17 protein-coding genes are annotated in these 17234 nt (G+C 71.9%); 6 read left to right on the top strand and 11 right to left on the bottom strand.

Going from position 1 to position 17234, the window contains the following annotated elements; all coding sequences use genetic code 11:
* Nucleotides 1-1332 (top strand): LCP family protein, encoded by a 1332-nt coding sequence (locus OG556_RS21740; protein ID WP_371518579.1) that lies wholly within the window; start codon nt 1-3, stop codon nt 1330-1332.
* Between the two features lie 152 nt (nt 1333-1484).
* On the opposite strand, the gene OG556_RS21735 is transcribed toward OG556_RS21740, so the two are convergent.
* Both OG556_RS21735 and OG556_RS21730 read right to left on the bottom strand, forming a co-directional pair.
* Nucleotides 1485-2042 carry a hypothetical protein gene (locus tag OG556_RS21735; protein ID WP_371518578.1) on the bottom strand — a complete coding sequence of 186 codons (558 nt, stop codon included), beginning with the start codon at nt 2040-2042 and terminating at the stop codon, nt 1485-1487.
* 229 nt (nt 2043-2271) lie between these two features.
* A complete protein-coding gene (locus OG556_RS21730; protein ID WP_371518577.1) occupies nt 2272-2766 on the bottom strand; it encodes a peptidylprolyl isomerase in 495 nt (164 codons plus the stop codon).
* A gap of 152 nt (nt 2767-2918) precedes the next feature.
* On the opposite strand from OG556_RS21730, the gene OG556_RS21725 reads away from it, so the two are divergent.
* On the top strand, nt 2919-3311 hold the full coding sequence (locus tag OG556_RS21725; RefSeq protein ID WP_371518576.1) for a MerR family transcriptional regulator: 393 nt from the start codon (nt 2919-2921) through the stop codon (nt 3309-3311).
* A gap of 32 nt (nt 3312-3343) precedes the next feature.
* On the opposite strand, the gene OG556_RS21720 is transcribed toward OG556_RS21725, so the two are convergent.
* From OG556_RS21720 to OG556_RS21705, 4 genes are all read right to left on the bottom strand, one after another.
* Nucleotides 3344-3793 (bottom strand): MarR family winged helix-turn-helix transcriptional regulator, encoded by a 450-nt coding sequence (locus OG556_RS21720; RefSeq protein ID WP_371518575.1) that lies wholly within the window; start codon nt 3791-3793, stop codon nt 3344-3346.
* Nucleotides 3794-3868: 75 nt separating this feature from the next.
* Nucleotides 3869-5461, bottom strand: a complete 1593-nt coding sequence (locus OG556_RS21715) for an alpha/beta hydrolase (RefSeq protein ID WP_371518573.1) — start codon at nt 5459-5461, stop codon at nt 3869-3871.
* Between the two features lie 140 nt (nt 5462-5601).
* Nucleotides 5602-6270 (bottom strand): class I SAM-dependent methyltransferase, encoded by a 669-nt coding sequence (locus OG556_RS21710; RefSeq protein ID WP_371518572.1) that lies wholly within the window; start codon nt 6268-6270, stop codon nt 5602-5604.
* 107 nt (nt 6271-6377) lie between these two features.
* Nucleotides 6378-7544 carry an acyl-CoA dehydrogenase family protein gene (locus OG556_RS21705; protein ID WP_371518571.1) on the bottom strand — a complete coding sequence of 389 codons (1167 nt, stop codon included), beginning with the start codon at nt 7542-7544 and terminating at the stop codon, nt 6378-6380.
* A 181-nt stretch (nt 7545-7725) separates the two neighbouring features.
* Here OG556_RS21705 and OG556_RS21700 point away from each other — a divergent pair, with 181 nt between their 5' ends.
* A complete protein-coding gene (locus tag OG556_RS21700; RefSeq protein WP_371518569.1) occupies nt 7726-9063 on the top strand; it encodes a UDP-glucose/GDP-mannose dehydrogenase family protein in 1338 nt (445 codons plus the stop codon).
* 43 nt (nt 9064-9106) lie between these two features.
* Nucleotides 9107-9520 (top strand): CoA-binding protein, encoded by a 414-nt coding sequence (locus OG556_RS21695; RefSeq protein ID WP_371522804.1) that lies wholly within the window; start codon nt 9107-9109, stop codon nt 9518-9520.
* A gap of 26 nt (nt 9521-9546) precedes the next feature.
* Here the strand turns inward: OG556_RS21695 and OG556_RS21690 are convergent, their stop codons facing one another.
* From OG556_RS21690 to OG556_RS21680, 3 genes are read right to left on the bottom strand one after another with little or no spacing between them, the layout of a single operon-like run.
* Nucleotides 9547-10761, bottom strand: coding sequence for a dipeptidase (locus OG556_RS21690; RefSeq protein WP_371518568.1), 1215 nt, complete (start codon nt 10759-10761; stop codon nt 9547-9549).
* Between the two features lie 27 nt (nt 10762-10788).
* Complete coding sequence (purE, locus tag OG556_RS21685; protein WP_371518567.1) at nt 10789-11325, bottom strand: 5-(carboxyamino)imidazole ribonucleotide mutase; 537 nt, start codon at nt 11323-11325, stop codon at nt 10789-10791.
* A complete protein-coding gene (locus tag OG556_RS21680) occupies nt 11322-12461 on the bottom strand; it encodes a 5-(carboxyamino)imidazole ribonucleotide synthase (protein WP_371518566.1) in 1140 nt (379 codons plus the stop codon). The genes purE and OG556_RS21680 overlap by 4 nt, the downstream gene beginning before the upstream one ends.
* Before the next feature lie 246 nt (nt 12462-12707).
* Here OG556_RS21680 and OG556_RS21675 point away from each other — a divergent pair, with 246 nt between their 5' ends.
* Nucleotides 12708-13274 carry a GtrA family protein gene (locus OG556_RS21675; protein WP_371518564.1) on the top strand — a complete coding sequence of 189 codons (567 nt, stop codon included), beginning with the start codon at nt 12708-12710 and terminating at the stop codon, nt 13272-13274.
* A 39-nt stretch (nt 13275-13313) separates the two neighbouring features.
* Here OG556_RS21675 and OG556_RS21670 read toward each other — a convergent pair whose 3' ends face one another.
* Entirely contained in the window at nt 13314-14558 is a 1245-nt protein-coding gene (locus tag OG556_RS21670; RefSeq protein WP_371522802.1) for an ATP-binding protein, read from the bottom strand.
* 63 nt (nt 14559-14621) lie between these two features.
* Entirely contained in the window at nt 14622-15296 is a 675-nt protein-coding gene (locus tag OG556_RS21665) for a response regulator transcription factor (RefSeq protein ID WP_030290974.1), read from the bottom strand.
* 329 nt (nt 15297-15625) lie between these two features.
* Here OG556_RS21665 and OG556_RS21660 point away from each other — a divergent pair, with 329 nt between their 5' ends.
* Entirely contained in the window at nt 15626-17134 is a 1509-nt protein-coding gene (locus OG556_RS21660; protein ID WP_371518562.1) for a peptide MFS transporter, read from the top strand.
* The last annotated feature ends 100 nt before the right edge of the window (nt 17135-17234 follow it).

The following is a 17234-nucleotide window of genomic DNA, read 5'->3' as shown; positions in this document are numbered from 1 at the left end:
ATGAACACGTGGCAGGAGGGCCGCCCGGGAGGCGGCGGGAACCCGTACCGAGACGGGAACCCGTATGGGGGCGGCGGCAACGGCGGCGCGTACGGGCGCGGCGGGGGCGGCGGGGCGGCCGAGCCGCCGCTGCCGTCGTCGATGAACCCGCGCGGGCCGGGTGCGCCCGCGCCACGACAGCCGGAACCGTCCCGGCTCGGCGGCGTCCCGCCGCAGGGTCCGGGCGGACAGCCCGGCGGCCGCCCCGGCGGGCCCGGTGGCCCCGGCGGCCCCGGCGGTCCCGGACGGCCGGGTGGGCCCGGGGGCCCGGGCGGCGCCCAGCCGGGCGGTATACAGACCAAGCGGTGGCCGCGGCGCCGGATCGTCAAGTGGTCGGTCTTCGGCCTCCTGATCGCCGTCATGGTCACCGCCGTCTCGACCTGGTTCTGGGCCGACTCCAAGCTCAACCACGAGAACGTGCTCGCCGACTACCCCGGCCGCCCGCCGGCCGGCAAGGGCACCAACTGGCTGATCGTCGGCTCCGACAGCCGCCAGGGCCTCACCGACTCGGAACAGGACGACCTGCACACCGGTCACGACACCGAGGGCAAGCGCAGCGACTCGATGATGGTCCTGCACGTCGGGGACAACGGGAACACCCTGATGAGCATCCCGCGCGACTCCTGGGTGCCGATCCCCGAGTACAAGAGCAGCAGCGGCAAGACCCTCAAGGGCACCACCTCGAAGATCAACTCGGCCTTCGGCAACGGCGGCGGCCGCCTCCTCGTCCAGACCGTCGAGCTGAACACCGGCATCCGCATCGACCACTACGCCGAGATCGGCTTCGCCGGCTTCGTCGGCATCGTCGACTCCATCGGCGGCGTCGAGATGCACATCGACCAGGACGTCAAGGACAAGGACTCCGGTCTCGACCTCAAGGCCGGCGACCAGACCCTCAGCGGCAAGCAGGCCCTCGCCTTCGTCCGCCAGCGCCACCAGATGGCCGACCAGGACCTCGGCCGGATGCGCAACCAGCAGAAGTTCCTCGGCGCCCTCGCCCACCAGGCGGCCTCCCCCGGCACCGTGCTGAACCCGTTCACCTTCTACCCGCTGGTCGACTCCGCCCTCGGCACCCTCATCGTCGACGACGACGCCGGCCTCACCGACCTCGGCTCGCTCTTCCTCGCCATGAAGGACGTCAACGGCGGCGGCGGCAAGACCCTGACCGTCCCGATCGGCAACCCGGACTACCGGACCAAGACCGGGGAGTCGGCGGTGCTGTGGGACGCCACCAAGTCCAAGCAGGTCTTCGACGCCTTCAAGAACGACACCGCGGTACCGGACATCAAGTAGCCCGCCGTGACGTGAAGCAGCCGCGCGGCCGCGACGGGTGGATGCCACTCGTCCCTGCGCTCGTCCACCGCCTCCTGGGCCACCTGGTCCAGGAGGCGGTGGCGCTCCACGGCGCGGTGTCCCGACTCCCGACCGGCCCGGGCCTCGGTCGCCTAACCCGTCTGCGGGAGCAGGCCGGTACCGCACTCGGGGAAGCGGACCAGCCACTCCCCCTCGCCGCCGGCGTCCTCGGTGGCGCCCGCGTAGCCGTAGTGGATCAGTAGCCCCTCGCCGCCCGCCAGCCAGCGGGCGCCGGTCAGGTGCACGGTCAGGGCCGCCGGGCGGTGCGGGTCGGGCCGCTCCAGCACCAACTCGTGCTCGGCCTCGCCCGGCCGGAAGGCCACCTCGGTCTCCGTGGCCGGCCGGCGCGGGCTGCCGCCCTCCCGGTACGTCCAGTACGCGGCCACCGTCACGGTGAGCGCGCCGTCCACGCCGCCGGCGCCCGGCCGCACGTACTCCTCGTCCGACACCCAGCGCGAGTGGTGGCGGATCTCCTCCGGCCCCCAGCGCTCGTCCCAGCGCACCCAGTAGCCCGCCACCCGCTTGACCGTCATGACCTCGCAGGCGACCCGCACCGCGATCCGCGCCGGATTGACCGGCTCGCACGAGGCGAGCGAGACCACCGTCACCTGCTCGTACGTCACCGCGCCGTCGTCGGCGTCCTGTTCCATCGGTGAACCACCTTGCCGGAGTGTCGAGTTCGCCGCGGCTCCGACCGCGCACGGAGAGCCTAGAGCGACCGCTCCGCTGCACGGAGTGATTGCCCGGTTCCGGCCCCGCCCGCCCGCTCACCCGGCTACCCTGCCCCCGAAAACTGCCACCGCCCCGGAGTGGGAAGTCGACTGATCAGACTTCCCGGCCGGGGCGGTGTGCGGTTTTTCGAACCTGGTGAACCGATGACTACTCGACGATGCCGGACTTGGCGATGGTGACCTTCGCCGAGGTGCGGCCGCTCTGCGAGCCGAGCTTCTCGACCGCCGTCACGACGTCCATGCCCTCGACGACCTCGCCGAAGACGACGTGCTTGCCGTCCAGCCAGTCGGTGACGATGGTGGTGATGAAGAACTGCGAGCCGTTGGTGTTGCGGCCGGCGTTGGCCATCGACAGCAGGCCCGGGCGGGTGTGCTTGATCTGGAAGTTCTCGTCGGCGAACTTCTCGCCGTAGATGCTCTTGCCACCGGTGCCGTTGTGGTTGGTGAAGTCACCGCCCTGCAGCATGAACTGCGGGATGACGCGGTGGAAGCCGGAGCCCTCGTAGCCGAAGCCGTTCTGGCCGGTCGCGAGCTCGCGGAAGTTGCGGGCGGTCTGGGGGACGACGTCGTCGTACAGCTTGAAGACGATGCGGCCCGACGGGACGCCGTCGATCTCGATGTCGAAGAAAACGTTGGAAGCCATGCAGGGATCATGGCACGACCCGTCGGCCGATGCGCGTCACCCCCGGCCCGGCGCCGGGTGGCGGCCCCGTGTTATCCGGCCGGCGCGACGGCCGTGGAAGCTAGCATCGGCGTCAGGTTCAGGCGTTCGGTCACGGCGACGGGGTGGGCGGCATGCGGATCGGTGAACTGGCCCGACGGACGGGCGTGAGCGAGCGCTCGCTGCGCTACTACGAGCAGCAGGGCCTGCTGGCCGCCCGGCGGACGGACGGCGGGCACCGGGAGTACCCGGAGCCGGCGGTGGACCGGGTCGTGCTGATCCAGGAGCTGTTCGCGGCCGGGCTGCACAGCCGCACGATCTACAAGATCCTCCCCTGCATGCGCGACTCCGACGGCGGCCCGAACGAGATCGCCACCCCGCTGCTGGTCGAGGAGCTGTCCTCCGAACGGGACCGGATCGACCGGATGATCACCGACCTGCTCCGCTCCCGCGAGGTGCTGGACGAGGTGATCGCGACCGCCTCCGGCCGGGCGCGGGCCGGGGCGGCGGAGGCCGACGCGGTGTAGTCGGCACGGCGGAGGCCCGGGGCGCCCGAGGCTCAGGCCTTCAGCTTGCGCCAGACCGCTTCCAGGGCCGCGATGTCGCCCTCGTCGAGCCGGTCGGTGAAGACCGGCGCGAGGACGGCCCGCCGGGTGGCGTCGGCCTCGGCGAAGGCGGCGCGGCCCTGCCCGGTCAGTTCGATCCGCACCGACCGGGCGTCCGAGGCGGAGGGCGTGCGGGCCACCAGGCCGCGCGCGGCCAGGGCCTCGACCACCCGGGAGACCTGGCTGCGGCTGAGCATCGTCTTCGCGCCCAGGTCGGAGGCGGCGACCGGCTCCTGCTGCCCGTCGAGCCAGAGCATCACCTCGAACCAGGACAGCGACAGCCCGTGCACCCGGGTGAGCTCGCGGTCCACCTGGGCGGCGAGGGTGGTGCCGGCCCAGACCAGGCCGTAGAAGGCGTGGTCCCGCTCGGACAGCGGGCCCAGGGAGAGGTCGGCACGGTTCATGACGTTCATCGTACCGAGGTGCGTGCGCGTGCACGGACTCCGCGCACGCGCACGACCAGGGCGGCCGGACAGGGCCTAGAACGCCTGGTGGTCCGGCTCGCAGACCGTGCCGGGCGGCGGGAGCTCACCGCTGACCAGGTACCGCTGCTCGCGCTCCCAGGCGCAGGCGCTCGGGTTGCCCAGCGCCGTGTGGCCGTAGCCGTGGACGGTCAGCAGGCGGCCGCGGGCGAGGGTGTCGGCCAGCGCGCGGGACCCTTCGTAGGGCCAGGCCGGGTCGCCGGTGAGGGCCACGACCAGGATCGACGCGGAGGTCGGCCGGTTCCACGGGCCGGTGTAGCGGTCCCGGGCGGCCTCGGCCGGCCAGGCGGCGCAGCGCTGGTTCTGCCAGACCAGGTACGGGCCGGTGGCGCCCGCACGGGCCCGGGCGAGGGCGGACAGCGCCGGGTACGTGGTGTCGGCGGCCGGGTCGGCACCGGAGACGGGCGGGTTGACGGTGTCGGCGCAGAGCGCCCCGAGGGTCTGCGCCTGCTTGGGCTGGCCGCCGGTCGGCAGCGGCGCCGAGGCGTCCGGGGCGGCGGTCCACAGCTGCTGGAGCAGTCCGCCCAGCGCCGGCCAGCCGGTGCCGGGGGCGTTCGGCACCGGGGTGGCGGCGTAGAGCATCGGCAGGACGGTCGAGGCGGTGGAGGCCTGGTCGAAGGTGACCGCCGCCGGCAGGGTGCCGAGCGTCACCGGCGTCCGGCCGAGCCGGTCGAACAGTTCGGCGAACTTGGCGCGGGTGGCGTCCCGGTCCGCCGCCGCGAAGGCGCAGGCGGTGGGGCCGGCGTCGGCGCACTGGTCGAGGAAGGCGTCGAGGGTGCGGGCGCCGGCGAGGTCGCTGCCGGTGCGCAGGAACGGCGGCAGGGCGCGCTGCTGCGGCGAGCGCCCGGTGGACCAGGCCACCGGGTCGGGGGCGCTGTCCAGCACCATCGCGCGCACCCGGGTCGGGAAGAGGTTGGCGTAGGTGGCGCCCAGGTAGCTGCCGTACGAGGTACCGAGGTAGCTCAGCCGGCGGTCGCCGACGGCGGCGCGCAGCTGGTCCAGGTCGCGGGCCGTGTCGGCGGTGGACAGGTGGGCGAGCAGGCCGGTCCGCTCGTTGTCGGCGCACTGGCGGCCGAAGCGCGCGTACGTCGCCGCCCAGGCCGACTCCTGGGCGGCGCCGACCGGGTAGCCGGCCGGCAGCCCGGCGAGCAGGCCCTGCTCGGCCGCCGCGTCCGGGAAGCACTGCGGCAGGGTGGAGTCGCCGACGCCGCGCGGGTCGAAGCTGACCAGGTCGAACCGCTCCCGCACCTGCGCCGGGAGCATCCCGTACACGGCGGGCAGCGCCTGGGTGCCGGGCACGCCCGGGCCGCCGGGGTTGAAGAACAGCGAGCCGATCCGGTGCGCCGGGTCGGTCGCGGGGTGCCGGATGACGGCCAGCTCGACGGTGCGCCCGGCCGGGTCGCGGTAGTCCATCGGCACCGTGGCGCGGGCGCAGTCGAAGTCCGGCACGCAGGACCGCCAGTCCAGCCGGGGCACCGGCGCCGCGGGGGCGGCCGCCGCCGAGGCGGCCGGGGCGAGACCGGCCAGCAGCAGCCCGGCGGCCGCGGCGGCACCGGTTCTGAGGGCGGAGGTGAGGCGGGGTCGGGGCATGGGCAGGGCCTCCCGTTCGGTGAACTGACGTGCGATCACCAAGGTTCGGGGCACCCGCTGTCAGACCTCTCACACCCCACCGGCACCGCTGTCATGCCGCTGTCACCACCACCCCATGGGGCTCGGGCGACTCACGCGACTCAGGCGGGCTTGCGGGCCAGCAGGTAGGCCTGCGGGGTCGGCTGCACGCCCTCCTCCGACTCGCGGAGCGTGCGGGAGGTGAGCCGCAGGCCGGCCACGCGGACCAACTCCGCGATCCGGTCGGGCTGCTGGCGGCGGAAGTCCAGCGCCACCGGGTGGCCGAAGGGCCGGTCGATCCGCAGGGGCTCGTCACCGACCTGGAAGGCGAGCAGCAGGTGGCCGCCCGGGGCGAGCACCCGCGCGAACTCGGCGAACACCTCCGGCAGGCGCTCCGCCGGGGTGTGGATGATCGAGTACCAGGCGACCGCGCCGGTCAACTCGCCGTCCCGCAGCGGGAGGTCGAACAGCGAACCCTCGGCGAAGTCCAGCCCGGGGTACGTCGCGCGGGCCAGCTCGACCATCCGCGGCGACAGGTCGATGCCGCGGACGTCGAGGCCGAGGCCGTGCAGGTGGTGCGTCACCCGGCCGGGGCCGCACCCCAGTTCGGCCACCGGGCCGTCGGCGCGCCCGGTACGGACCGACTCGGTGCGGACCAGATCGGCGAAGGCCGCGAGCACCGCCCGGGACAGCGGCTCACCGGCCAGTTCGTCGCGGAAGCGGTCGGCGTAGTCGACGGCGATGGCGTCGTAGAACGCCCTGGTCGTGGCGAGGAAGTCCGGCTCGGTCATGGTCCGGCACCCTACTCGTCACCGCCGGGTCCAGGGCGTGTCCAACTCCAGCTCCGCCACCGTCTGGTCGCCACTCGTCTCGCCGGTCGGGCGGAAGCCCCGCCCGGCTACGGCAGGTTGCGGGCCATGACGATGCGCTGGACCTGGTTGGTCCCCTCGTAGATCTGGGTGATCTTCGCGTCCCGCATCATCCGCTCCACCGGATAGTCCCGCGTGTACCCGTACCCACCCAGCAACTGCACCGCATCCGTCGTGATCTCCATCGCCGCATCCGACGCATAGCACTTCGCCGCCGCCCCGAAGAACGTCAGATCCCCGTCCCCACGCTGCGACTTCGCCGCCGCCGCATACGTCAACTGCCGCGCCGCCTCCAGCTTCATCGCCATGTCCGCCAACATGAACTGCACACCCTGGAACTCCGCGATCGCCTTCCCGAACTGCCGGCGCTCCTTCACATACCCCTTCGCGTAGTCCAGAGCCCCCTGCGCGATCCCCACCGCCTGCGCCGCGATCGTCACCCGCGTGTGGTCCAACGTCCGCATCGCCGTCGCGAAACCCGTCCCCTCCGCACCGATCATCCGATCCGCAGGAATCCGCACATCGTCGAAGTACACCTCACGCGTCGGCGAACCCTTGATCCCCAACTTCCTCTCCGGCGCACCGAACGACACCCCCTCGTCGCCCTTCTCCACCACGAACGCCGAGATCCCCCTCGACCGCAGCTCCGGATCCGTCACCGCCATCACCGTGTAGAACTCCGACACACCCGCGTTCGTGATCCAGCGCTTCACACCGTTCAGCACCCAGAAGTCCCCGTCCCGCACCGCCCGGGTCCGCATCCCCGCCGCGTCCGAACCCGCCTCCGGCTCCGACAGGCAGTACGAGAACATCCCCTCACCCCGCGCCAGCGCCCCCAGGTACTTCGCCTTCAACTCCGGCGAACCCGACAACTGCACCGGCAACGACCCCAGCTTGTTCACCGCCGGAATCAACGAGGACGACGCACACACCCGCGCCACCTCCTCGATCACGATCACCGTCGCCAGCGCGTCCGCCCCCGCACCACCGAACTCCTCCGGCACGTGCACCGCATGCAGCTCACTCCCCTGCAACGCGTCCAACGCCTCCTGCGGGAACCGCCCCTGCTCGTCCACCTCCGCCGCGAACGGAGCGATCTTCGCCTCGGCCAGCGAACGCACCGCCTCACGGAGCATCTCGTGCTCCTCGGAGATACGGAAGAGATCGAAGTCAGCCGCCCCTGCGCTGCCCGCCATGATGCCCGCCTCGTCCAGTGATCGAAGTCAATCCGGGGTTAACTACCGTTCAGTAGAGATCCTAGGGCTCCGACCTGCGGCTGCCTAGCGTCCCCGGCGCACAGGCGATCGAGGTCGGATCCGTCGGGGCGGATAGCATCAGACGCACCCGTACAGGTCGAGTCCGCACAAAGGGGAACCCGTGACCCTCCGCATCTCCGTGATCGGCACCGGCTACCTCGGCGCCACGCACGCGGCCGCGATGGCCGAGTTCGGCTTCGAGGTGCTGGGCCTGGACATCGACCCCGACAAGATCGCCACGCTGACCGCCGGCCGCGTCCCGATGTACGAGCCGGGGCTGTCCGAGCTGCTGCTCAAGCACGTCGCCGGGCACGAGGGTTCGACCGGCCGGCTGCGCTTCACCAGCTCCGTCCAGGAGGCCGCGGAGTTCGGCGACGTGCACTTCGTCTGCGTCAACACCCCGCAGCGCAAGGGCGAGTTCGCGGCCGACATGTCGTACGTCGACGCCGCGATCGACGGCCTCGCCCCGTACCTGACCCGCCCGGTCCTGGTGGTCGGCAAGTCCACCGTGCCGGTCGGCTCGGCGAGCCGGCTCGCCGAGCGGCTGGCCGCGCTGGCACCCGTCGGCGCGGGCGCCGAACTCGCCTGGAACCCGGAGTTCCTGCGCGAGGGCTTCGCCGTCCAGGACACCCTGCGCCCGGACCGGATCGTCGTCGGCGCCCACAGCGAGCGCGCCGAGCAGCTGCTGCGCGAGGTGTACGCCGAGCCGATCGCGGCCGGGGTGCCGTTCCTGGTCACCGACTACGCGACCGCCGAGCTGGTGAAGGCCGCCGCCAACTCCTTCCTGGCCACCAAGATCTCCTTCATCAACGCGATGGCCGAGGTCTGCGAGGCGGCCGGCGCCGACGTCACGCTGCTCTCCACCGCGCTCGGGCACGACGAGCGGATCGGCCGCAAGTTCCTCAACTCCGGCCTGGGCTTCGGCGGCGGCTGCCTGCCCAAGGACATCCGGGCGTTCATGGCCCGGGCCGGCGAGCTCGGCGCCGACCAGGCGCTGACCTTCCTGCGCGAGGTCGACTCGATCAACATGCGCCGCCGCTCCCGGATGGTGGAGCTGGCCCGCGAGCAGTGCGGCGGCGGCTTCCTGGGCCGCCGGGTGGCCGTCCTCGGCGCCGCGTTCAAGCCCAACTCGGACGACATCCGGGACTCCCCCGCGCTCAACGTCGCCGCCCAGATCCAGCTCCAGGGCGCCCAGGTCACCGTCTACGACCCGAAGGCCGTCGACAACGCCCGCAAGATGTTCCCCTCGCTCGCCTACGCCGACTCGGCCCTGGAGGCCGCCGAGGGCGCCCACGTCGTCCTGCACCTCACCGAGTGGGCCGAGTTCCGCGAGCTGGACCCGGCCGTCCTCGGCGCCGTGGTCGCCGAGCGCCGCCTGCTCGACGGCCGCAACGTCCTGGACGCCGACGCCTGGCGCGCCGCCGGCTGGACCTACCGCGCTCTCGGCCGCCCCAGCTGACGCCCGCGGGAATCCGGCGCCCGTGGTCGTCGTTGGCACCGGCATGACGAGCTACGGCGACGACGCGACGGTTCGCGAGATCCTCACCGGCACCGGCGACACCTGGGCGGTGGTCGGCCTGTCCGACAACACCGCCCGCGCCGCCCACGGGGTGGCCGGGGTGCTCCAGCGGTACGGCAAGCGCGTCGTGCCGGTGCACCCGAAGGCCGAGACGGTCCTCGGCGAGCCCGGATACGCCTCGCTCGCCGAGATCCCGTTCCCGGTCGACGTGGTGGACGTGTTCGTGAACAGCGCGCTGGCCGGGGAGGTGGCCGACCAGGCGGTGGCGGCCGGGGCGAAGGCCGTCTGGTTCCAGCTGGGCGTGGTCGACGAGGCCGCGTACGCGCGGACCAGGACGGCCGGGCTCGCCATGGTGATGGACAGGTGCCCGGCCATCGAGATCCCGCGGCTGGGCTGACCCCAGCCCTTCGCGCCGTCCCGATCTCAGCCCTTCACGCCGTCCAGCTGCGCGATGGTGGCGATGGACGGGCGGCGGCTGGCCCGCAGCCCGGCGGCGACGGACTCGGCGTCGCGCAGGACGCGGACGGCGTTGTGCCAGGTGAGCTTGGCGAGGTCGGCCTCGGACCAGCTGCGGCGCAGGAGTTCGGCGATCAGGTTGGGGTAGCCGGCCACCGAGCCCAGGCCGTCGGGCAGGAAGGCGGTGCCGTCGAAGTCGCCGCCGATGCCGATGTGGTCGATGCCGGCGACCTCGCGCAGGTGGTCGAGGTGGTCCGCGACGGTGGCCGGGGTGGCGATCGGGCGCGGGTTGGCGGCCTCGAAGGCGCGCTGGCGCTCCATCGCGGGCGGGGTGGTGTCGAGCGGGTGGAAGCCGTGGGCGCGCATGTTCTCGTCGGCGGCGAGGGTCCACTCGATGGCGGCGGGCAGGATGAACTTGGGCACGAAGGTGGCCATCGCCACGCCGCCGTTGGCGGGCAGCTGGGCGAGCACGTCGTCCGGGATGTTGCGCGGGTGGTCGCAGACGGCGCGGGCGGAGGAGTGCGAGAAGACGACCGGCGCCTCGGTGACCCGCAGCGCGTCGCGCATGGTGTCGGCGGAGACGTGCGAGAGGTCGACGAGCATGCCGAGCCGGTTCATCTCCCGGACGACCTCCTCGCCGAACCGGGTCAGCCCGCCGGCCGCCGGCTTGTCGGTGGCGGAGTCGGCCCACGGCACGTTGTCGTTGTGGGTGAGCGTCAGGTAGCGCACGCCGAGCTCGTGGAGAGCCCGCAGGGTGGCGAGCGAGCAGTCGATGGAGTGGCCGCCCTCGGCGCCCATCAGGGAGGCGATCCGGCCCTCGGCGCGGGCGGCCTCCATGTCGTCGGCGGTGCGGGCGAGCCGGAGCCGGTCGGGGTAGCGCTCGACCAGGGCGTGGACGAAGTCGATCTGCTCCAGGGTGGCGCTCACCGCGTGGTCGCCGGCCAGCCGGGTCGGCACGTAGACGGACCAGAACTGCGCGCCGACCCCGCCCTCCGCGAGGCGGGCGAGGTCGGTGTGCAGGCGGTCGCTCTGGTCGGCGGCCAGGTCGACCGCGCCGAGGTCGTACCCGGCCTGCTCGCGCATCGCCCACGGGAGGTCGTTGTGGCCGTCGACCACGGGGGCGGTGCGCAGCAGGGCCTTGGCGCGGTCCAGCGGGGTGGGGGAGTCCAGCTCGGTAGTCATACCGGCTGTTCTACCCCACCGCCGGGGCTACTTGCCGAAGCCGAAGGAGGAGGATCCGGCCACCTTGGCGCGGAGCTTCTTGCCCTTCTCGGTGGCCTGGTTGTTCAGCTCGGCCTGGAAGTCGGCCATCCGCTCGGTCAGTTCGGGGTCGAACGCGGCCAGCATCCGCACGGCGAGCAGGCCGGCGTTGCGCGCGCCGGCCACCGAGACGGTCGCGACCGGGACGCCGGCCGGCATCTGGACGATGGACAGCAGGCTGTCCATGCCGTCCAGGTAGCGCAGCGGCACCGGCACGCCGATGACGGGCAGCGGGGTGACGGAGGCGAGCATGCCCGGCAGGTGGGCGGCGCCGCCGGCGCCCGCGATGATGGCCTTGAGGCCGCGCCGGTGGGCGTTCTCGCCGTACGCGACCATCTCGCGGGGCATCCGGTGCGCCGAGACGACGTCGACCTCGTAGGGGATCTCGAACTCGTCGAGCGCCTGGGCGGCGGCCTCCATGACGGGCCAGTCGGAGTCCGAGCCCATGACGATGCCGACGAGCGGGCTCGAAGGGGAGGAGGTCATTCGGTGATCGTTCCTCGCAGGTAGGCGGCCGCGTGGCGGGCGCGCTCGCGGACGTCGTCGAGGTCGTCCCCGAAGACGTTGACGTGGCCGACCTTGCGGCCGGGCTTCACGTCCTTCCCGTACATGTGGATCCGCAGGCCGGGGTCGCGGGCCATGCAGTGCAGGAAGGCGTGGTACATGTCCGGGTAGTCGCCGCCGAGGACGTTGACCATGACGGTCCACTTGGCGCGCGGCCGGGGGTCGCCGAGCGGGAGGTCGAGGACGGCCCGCAGGTGGTTCTCGAACTGCGAGGTGACGGCGCCGTCCTGGGTCCAGTGCCCGGAGTTGTGGGGGCGCATGGCGAGCTCGTTGACGAGGATCCGGCCGTCCCTGGTCTGGAACAGCTCGACGGCGAGGTGGCCGGTGATGCCGAGGTCGCCGGCGATGCGCAGGGCCAGCTGCTGGGCCTCGTCGGAGAGGGCCGGGTCGAGGTCCGGCGCGGGGGCGGTGACCTCGGCGCAGACGCCGTTCTCCTGGACGCTCTCCACCACCGGGTAGGCGACGGCCTGGCCGCTGGGCGAGCGGACGACGTTGGCGGCGAGTTCGCGGACGAAGTCGACCTTCTCCTCGGCGAGCACCGGGACGCCGGCCAGGAACGGCGCGTGCGCGTCCTCCTCGCCGTCGACGACCCAGACGCCCTTGCCGTCGTAGCCGCCGCGGACGGTCTTCAGCACGACCGGATAACCGGAGCCCTCGTTCGCGAAGGCGGTGACGTCGGCCGGGTCGGCGACGATCCGGTGGCGGGGGCAGGGCACGCCGATGGAGTCGAGCTTGGCCCGCATGACGCCCTTGTCCTGGGCGTTGACCAGCGCGTCCGGGCCGGGCCGGACGGCGATGCCGTCGGCTTCCAGGGCCCGCAGGTGCTCGGTGGGGACGTGCTCGTGGTCGAAGGTGATCACGTCGCAGCCGGCCGCGAAGCGGCGCAGCGTGTCGAGGTCGCGGTAGTCACCGAGGACGACGTCGGAGACCACCTGTGCGGCGGAGTCCTGGGGCGTGTCGGCGAGGAGTTTGAACCTGACCCCGAGCGGGATGCCCGCCTGGTGTGCCATGCGGGCCAACTGCCCGCCGCCGATCATGCCCACCACTGGAAAATTCACATTGCCCGGGGAAGTCACCCCGCCAGGATATCCGGGCCGGTCGGGGGCGGTGGAACCGCTGGGGTGGGCTGGGCGTCCCAGTCAACCCGGAGCCCTGGGGGCTGAGCCGTTCGGTGGAAGCGGGTAGCCTGGACGGCTAGGTCCTGGTCTGCGCAGTCCGATCATGTGCGTGCACGCAGGGCTCAAGGGGTGGACGCGTCCACGCGATCCGCTCTTCGACCCGCAGGCACATGGAGGCAGCCCGGTATGGCGACGTCCGCAGCTTCGAGCCCTTCGCTCTCGCAGAAACTGCGGGGGCTGTCAGGCGAAGTGGTGAAGTTCGGCCTGGTCGGCCTGAGCGGCGTGGTGGTCAACTTCGCCGTGTTCTGGGTGTGCCTCAACGGGCTGGGCCTGGCCTCGCTGCGGTCCAACATCGCGGCGACGCTGATCGCCATCGCCACCAACTACCTGGGCTACCGCTACTGGCTGTACCGGGACCGCGACGCCGCCTCGCGCAAGCGGGAGATCACGCTGTTCCTGGTGTACAGCGGCATCGGCATGCTGATCGAGACCGGGGTGCTCGGCTTCTCGGTGTACGTGCTCGGCCTCGACTCGCACTACGAGCAGCTGGGCGCCAAGGTGGCCGGCCTCGCGGTGGCCACCGTGTTCCGCTTCTTCTCGTACCGGACCTGGGTGTTCAAGGCGCTGCCCGAGCCGGTCGCACAGGAAGCGAGCAGCGCCGGCGACACCGGCGGCGCCAGCGGCCAGGAGCTGGCCGCCCAGGCCGAGCTGATGCTGGCCGCCGAGCAGATCCGCTACGCCAAGGCCGAGTAGTAGTCAGCCAGCCGCACCCCCGGCCGCACGCGCCCCGGCTCAGTCCGTGTGGCTGCGGCCGAGGAAGAGCGCGAACACCGCGGGCTTCAGCGAGAGCAGTTCGAGCCGCCCGCCGTCCGCCTCCGCGAGGTCACGGGCGACGGCCAGGCCGATGCCGGTGGAGTTGCGGCCGCTGACGGCGCGCTCGAACACCCGGTTGCCGAGGTCCGGCGGAACGCCGGCGCCCTGGTCCTGCACCTCGACCACCACCGAGGTGCCGGAGGGCCGGACCCGCAGGGTGATCGTCCCGGCGCCGTGCATCAGCGAGTTCTCGATCAGGGTGGCCAGCACCTGGGCGACGGTGCCCGGGGTGCCGACGGCGGTGACCCCGTGCAGGCCCTCCAGGGACAGCACCCGGCCGGTCTCGCGCAGCGACGGGCCCCACTCCTCGACCTGCTGCTTGATCACCTCGTCCAGGTCGAAGGCCACCGCGGTGGGGCTGCGCGGGTCGCGCTGGGTGGTGAGCAGCCGCTGGACGACGTCGGTGAGCCGTTCGACCTGCTGGAGGGCGATGGTCGCCTCCTCCTTGACGGTCTCCGGCTCCTCGGCGAGGGCGGTGATCTCCTCCAGCCGCATGGAGAGCGCGGTGAGCGGGGTGCGCAGCTGGTGCGAGGCGTCGGCGGCGAGCCGGCGTTCGGCGGTGAGCATCCGGGCGATCCGCTCGGCGCTGGTGTCCAGCACCTCGGCGACCCGGTCGAGTTCGGGCACCCCGTAGCGGCGGTCGCGGGGGCGCGGGTCGCCGGAGCCGAGCCGTTCGGCGGTCTCGGCCAGGTCGGTGAGCGGCCGGGCGAGCCGTTTGGCCTGCCAGACGGCGAGCGCCACGGCGGCCTGGACGGCCAGCAGGGCGACCACGCCGAGCAGCAGCAGCATGTTGGCGATCTCGTGGTCGACGTCCGCGCGGGACTGCTCGACGGTGACGACCTCGCCGCTGTTGCCGCGTTCGACGGCCTTCAGCAGGTGGCCGCCGGCCAGGCGTTCGCCGCTGGAGACGACGTCCTGGCCGGGGATCTGCACCTCGACGTAGCTGCCCTCGGTGACCTGGTTGTCGAAGGCCCGGCCGGTGACCGACTCACCCGCGGAGAGCCGGTTCTCGACCAGCGCGAGCACCCGGACGGCGGCCGCGTCCACCCGGTCCTGGGCCGAGTTGACGATGGTGCGCTTCTCGACCAGGGCGAGCGGCACGCAGAACACCACGACCACCACCAGGACGACGCCCAGCAGTGAGTTGATCATCCGGCGTTTCACGCTGCCGCTCCCCGAGGTGCTCCGCTTCATCGGCCGACTCCCGGCCGCGTTCTCCGTACGGGGCTAATTCTTCTCGAACCGGAACCCCACTCCGCGCACGGTGGCGATGTAGCGCGGGTTCGCCGCGTCGTCACCGAGCTTCTTGCGGAGCCAGGAGATGTGCATGTCCAGGGTCTTGGTGGAGGTCCACCAGGTGGTGTCCCAGACCTGCCGCATGATCTCCTCGCGGGTGACCACCCGGCCGGCGTCCCGGACGAGGACGCGCAGCAGCTCGAACTCCTTGGCGGAGAGGGTGAGCTCCTCCTCGCCGAGCCAGGCGCGGTGGGACTCGATGTCGATCTTCACCCCGTGCGCGCCGGTGGTGAGCTGGTCGACGTTGCCGCGCCGGAGCAGGGCGCGGACGCGGGCGAGCAGTTCGGCCAGGCGGAAGGGCTTGGTCACGTAGTCGTCGGCACCGGCGTCGAGGCCGACCACGGTGTCCACCTCGTCCGCGCGGGCGGTGAGCACCAGGACGGGGCAGCTCTTGCCGTCGGCGCGCAGGCGACGGCAGACCTCCAGGCCGTCCATCTCGGGCAGGCCGAGGTCGAGGACGACGAGGTCGACCTCCTCGGTCAGGCCCGCGGCCAGTGCGGTCGGACCGTCCTCCCGGACGAGCACCTCATAGCCCTCACGTCGCAGGGCTCGGGCGAGCGGTTCGGAGATCGCCGGATCGTCCTCGGCGAGCAGCACACAGGTCATGTGGTGATGGTAGTCCGCCCGGGTATGGCGGACTGCCTTGTGAGGTAGTTCACAGAGCGTGATCGTTACACAAGAGCACCTTCAGGCTCAACACGCCGTCGCAGACCGCCCGTTCGGCGAAGAATCCGGCCTTCAATCTTGAAATTGAAGGGAAATTTGCCCGTCTACCATGGATAGATCGGGCAGATCTGTCACGGACTTTGCCATTCCCATACCTGATTCGTGGCTTTTGTCATCTGATAACGCTAAATATCGCCACGTAGAGTGGTTCCGTCCACGTCCGCCGCCACCCCCCTTGGCGGACGCTGTCAGGCAAGGAACCCCTACTCATGGCGTCTACCACCCTGGAAGCCGGCCTCACCCCGGCCTCGCCCAGCGGCAAGACCTTCCTCGGTCACCCCCGAGGGCTCGCCACGCTCTTCCTGAGCGAGATGTGGGAGCGCTTCAGCTACTACGGCATGCGCGCCCTGCTGGTGCTCTACATGACCGCCTCCGTCACGGACGGCGGCCTCGGCATGAAGCTGGCGACCGCCGGCGCCGTGTACAGCGTCTACACGGCCATGGTCTACCTGCTGGCCCTCCCGGGCGGCTGGATCGCCGACCGCTTCCTCGGCGCCCGCAAGACGGTCGCGATCGGCGGCACGATCATCATGGCCGGCCACTTCCTGCTGGCCGTGCCGTTCACCGGCGCGTTCTTCGCCGGTCTGGTCTGCATCGCGGTGGGCTCGGGCCTGCTCAAGGCCAACATCTCCACGATGGTCGGCCACCTCTACGACGGCCCGAACGACCCGCGCCGCGACGGCGGCTTCACGATCTTCTACATGGGCGTCAACCTCGGCGCCTTCTTCGCCCCGCTGGTGGTCGGCACCGTCGGCCAGAAGGTCGACTGGCACCTGGGCTTCGCCCTGGCCGGCATCGGCATGGCGCTCGGCCTGCTCCAGTTCCTGCTGGGCACCCGCCACCTGAGCCCCACCAGCGACATCGTGACCTCGCCGATCGGCGCGGACGAGAAGCGCAAGATCTTCCGCAAGGCCGGCATCTGGCTGGCCGCGGCGGTCGTCTTCTACGGCATCGTCGTCTCCACCGGCCACTTCACCATCGACTGGGCGGTCTGGCCGCTGTCCATCGCCGGCCTGGCGATCCCGGTCTTCGTGTTCGCCAAGGTGAAGCGCGACAAGGACCTCAGCTCGGACGAGCAGTCCAAGATGAGCGGCTACATCTGGTTCTTCGTCGCCGCCGCCGTGTTCTGGATGATCTACGACCAGTCCGGCTCGACGCTGAACGTCTTCGCCAAGGACCACACCGCCTCCACGCTGTTCGGGATCAACTTCCCGTCCAGCTGGTTCCAGTCGCTCAACCCGCTGTACATCATGGCGCTGGCCCCGGTCTTCGCCTGGCTCTGGGTCGCCCTGGCCCGCCGGTCGAAGAACCCCAGCACCACCATGAAGTTCGCCTTCGGCCTGCTGATGATCGGCGCGTCCTTCCTGGTCATGATGGCGGCGATGGGCGCCGCCTCCGGCGACGCCAAGGTCACCCCGCTGTGGCTGGCCACGGTCTACCTGGTCCAGACCGTCGGCGAGCTCGCCCTCTCCCCCGTCGGCCTGTCCGTCACCACCAAGCTGGCCCCCACCAAGTACGCCAGCCAGATGGTCGGCGTCTGGTTCCTCGCCGTCACCGCCGGCGACTGCGTGGCCGCCATCTTCCAGCTGGTGCTGGGCGACAAGGTGGTCGGCAGCACCTGGTACTTCGCGGTCCAGGGCGCCATGGCGATCGTCGCCGGCATCGCGCTGGCGACGTACCGCAAGCGGGTCGTCAAGCTCATGGGCGACGTCCACTGACGCCCACGCCCGCCCGAGCCGGGGCCGCCGCGGATTCCTGAGATCCGCGACGGCCCCGGCCGTTTTCCGCTCGACAACGCCGCGTCGGCCGTGCCTATGG

Source organism: Kitasatospora sp. NBC_01300 (genome assembly GCF_041435235.1).
In the GTDB taxonomy this organism is placed as follows: Bacteria; Actinomycetota; Actinomycetes; order Streptomycetales; family Streptomycetaceae; genus Kitasatospora.
The sequence above is the reverse complement of the archived record's forward strand: the minus strand, read 5'-3'. Positions and strand labels throughout refer to the sequence as shown.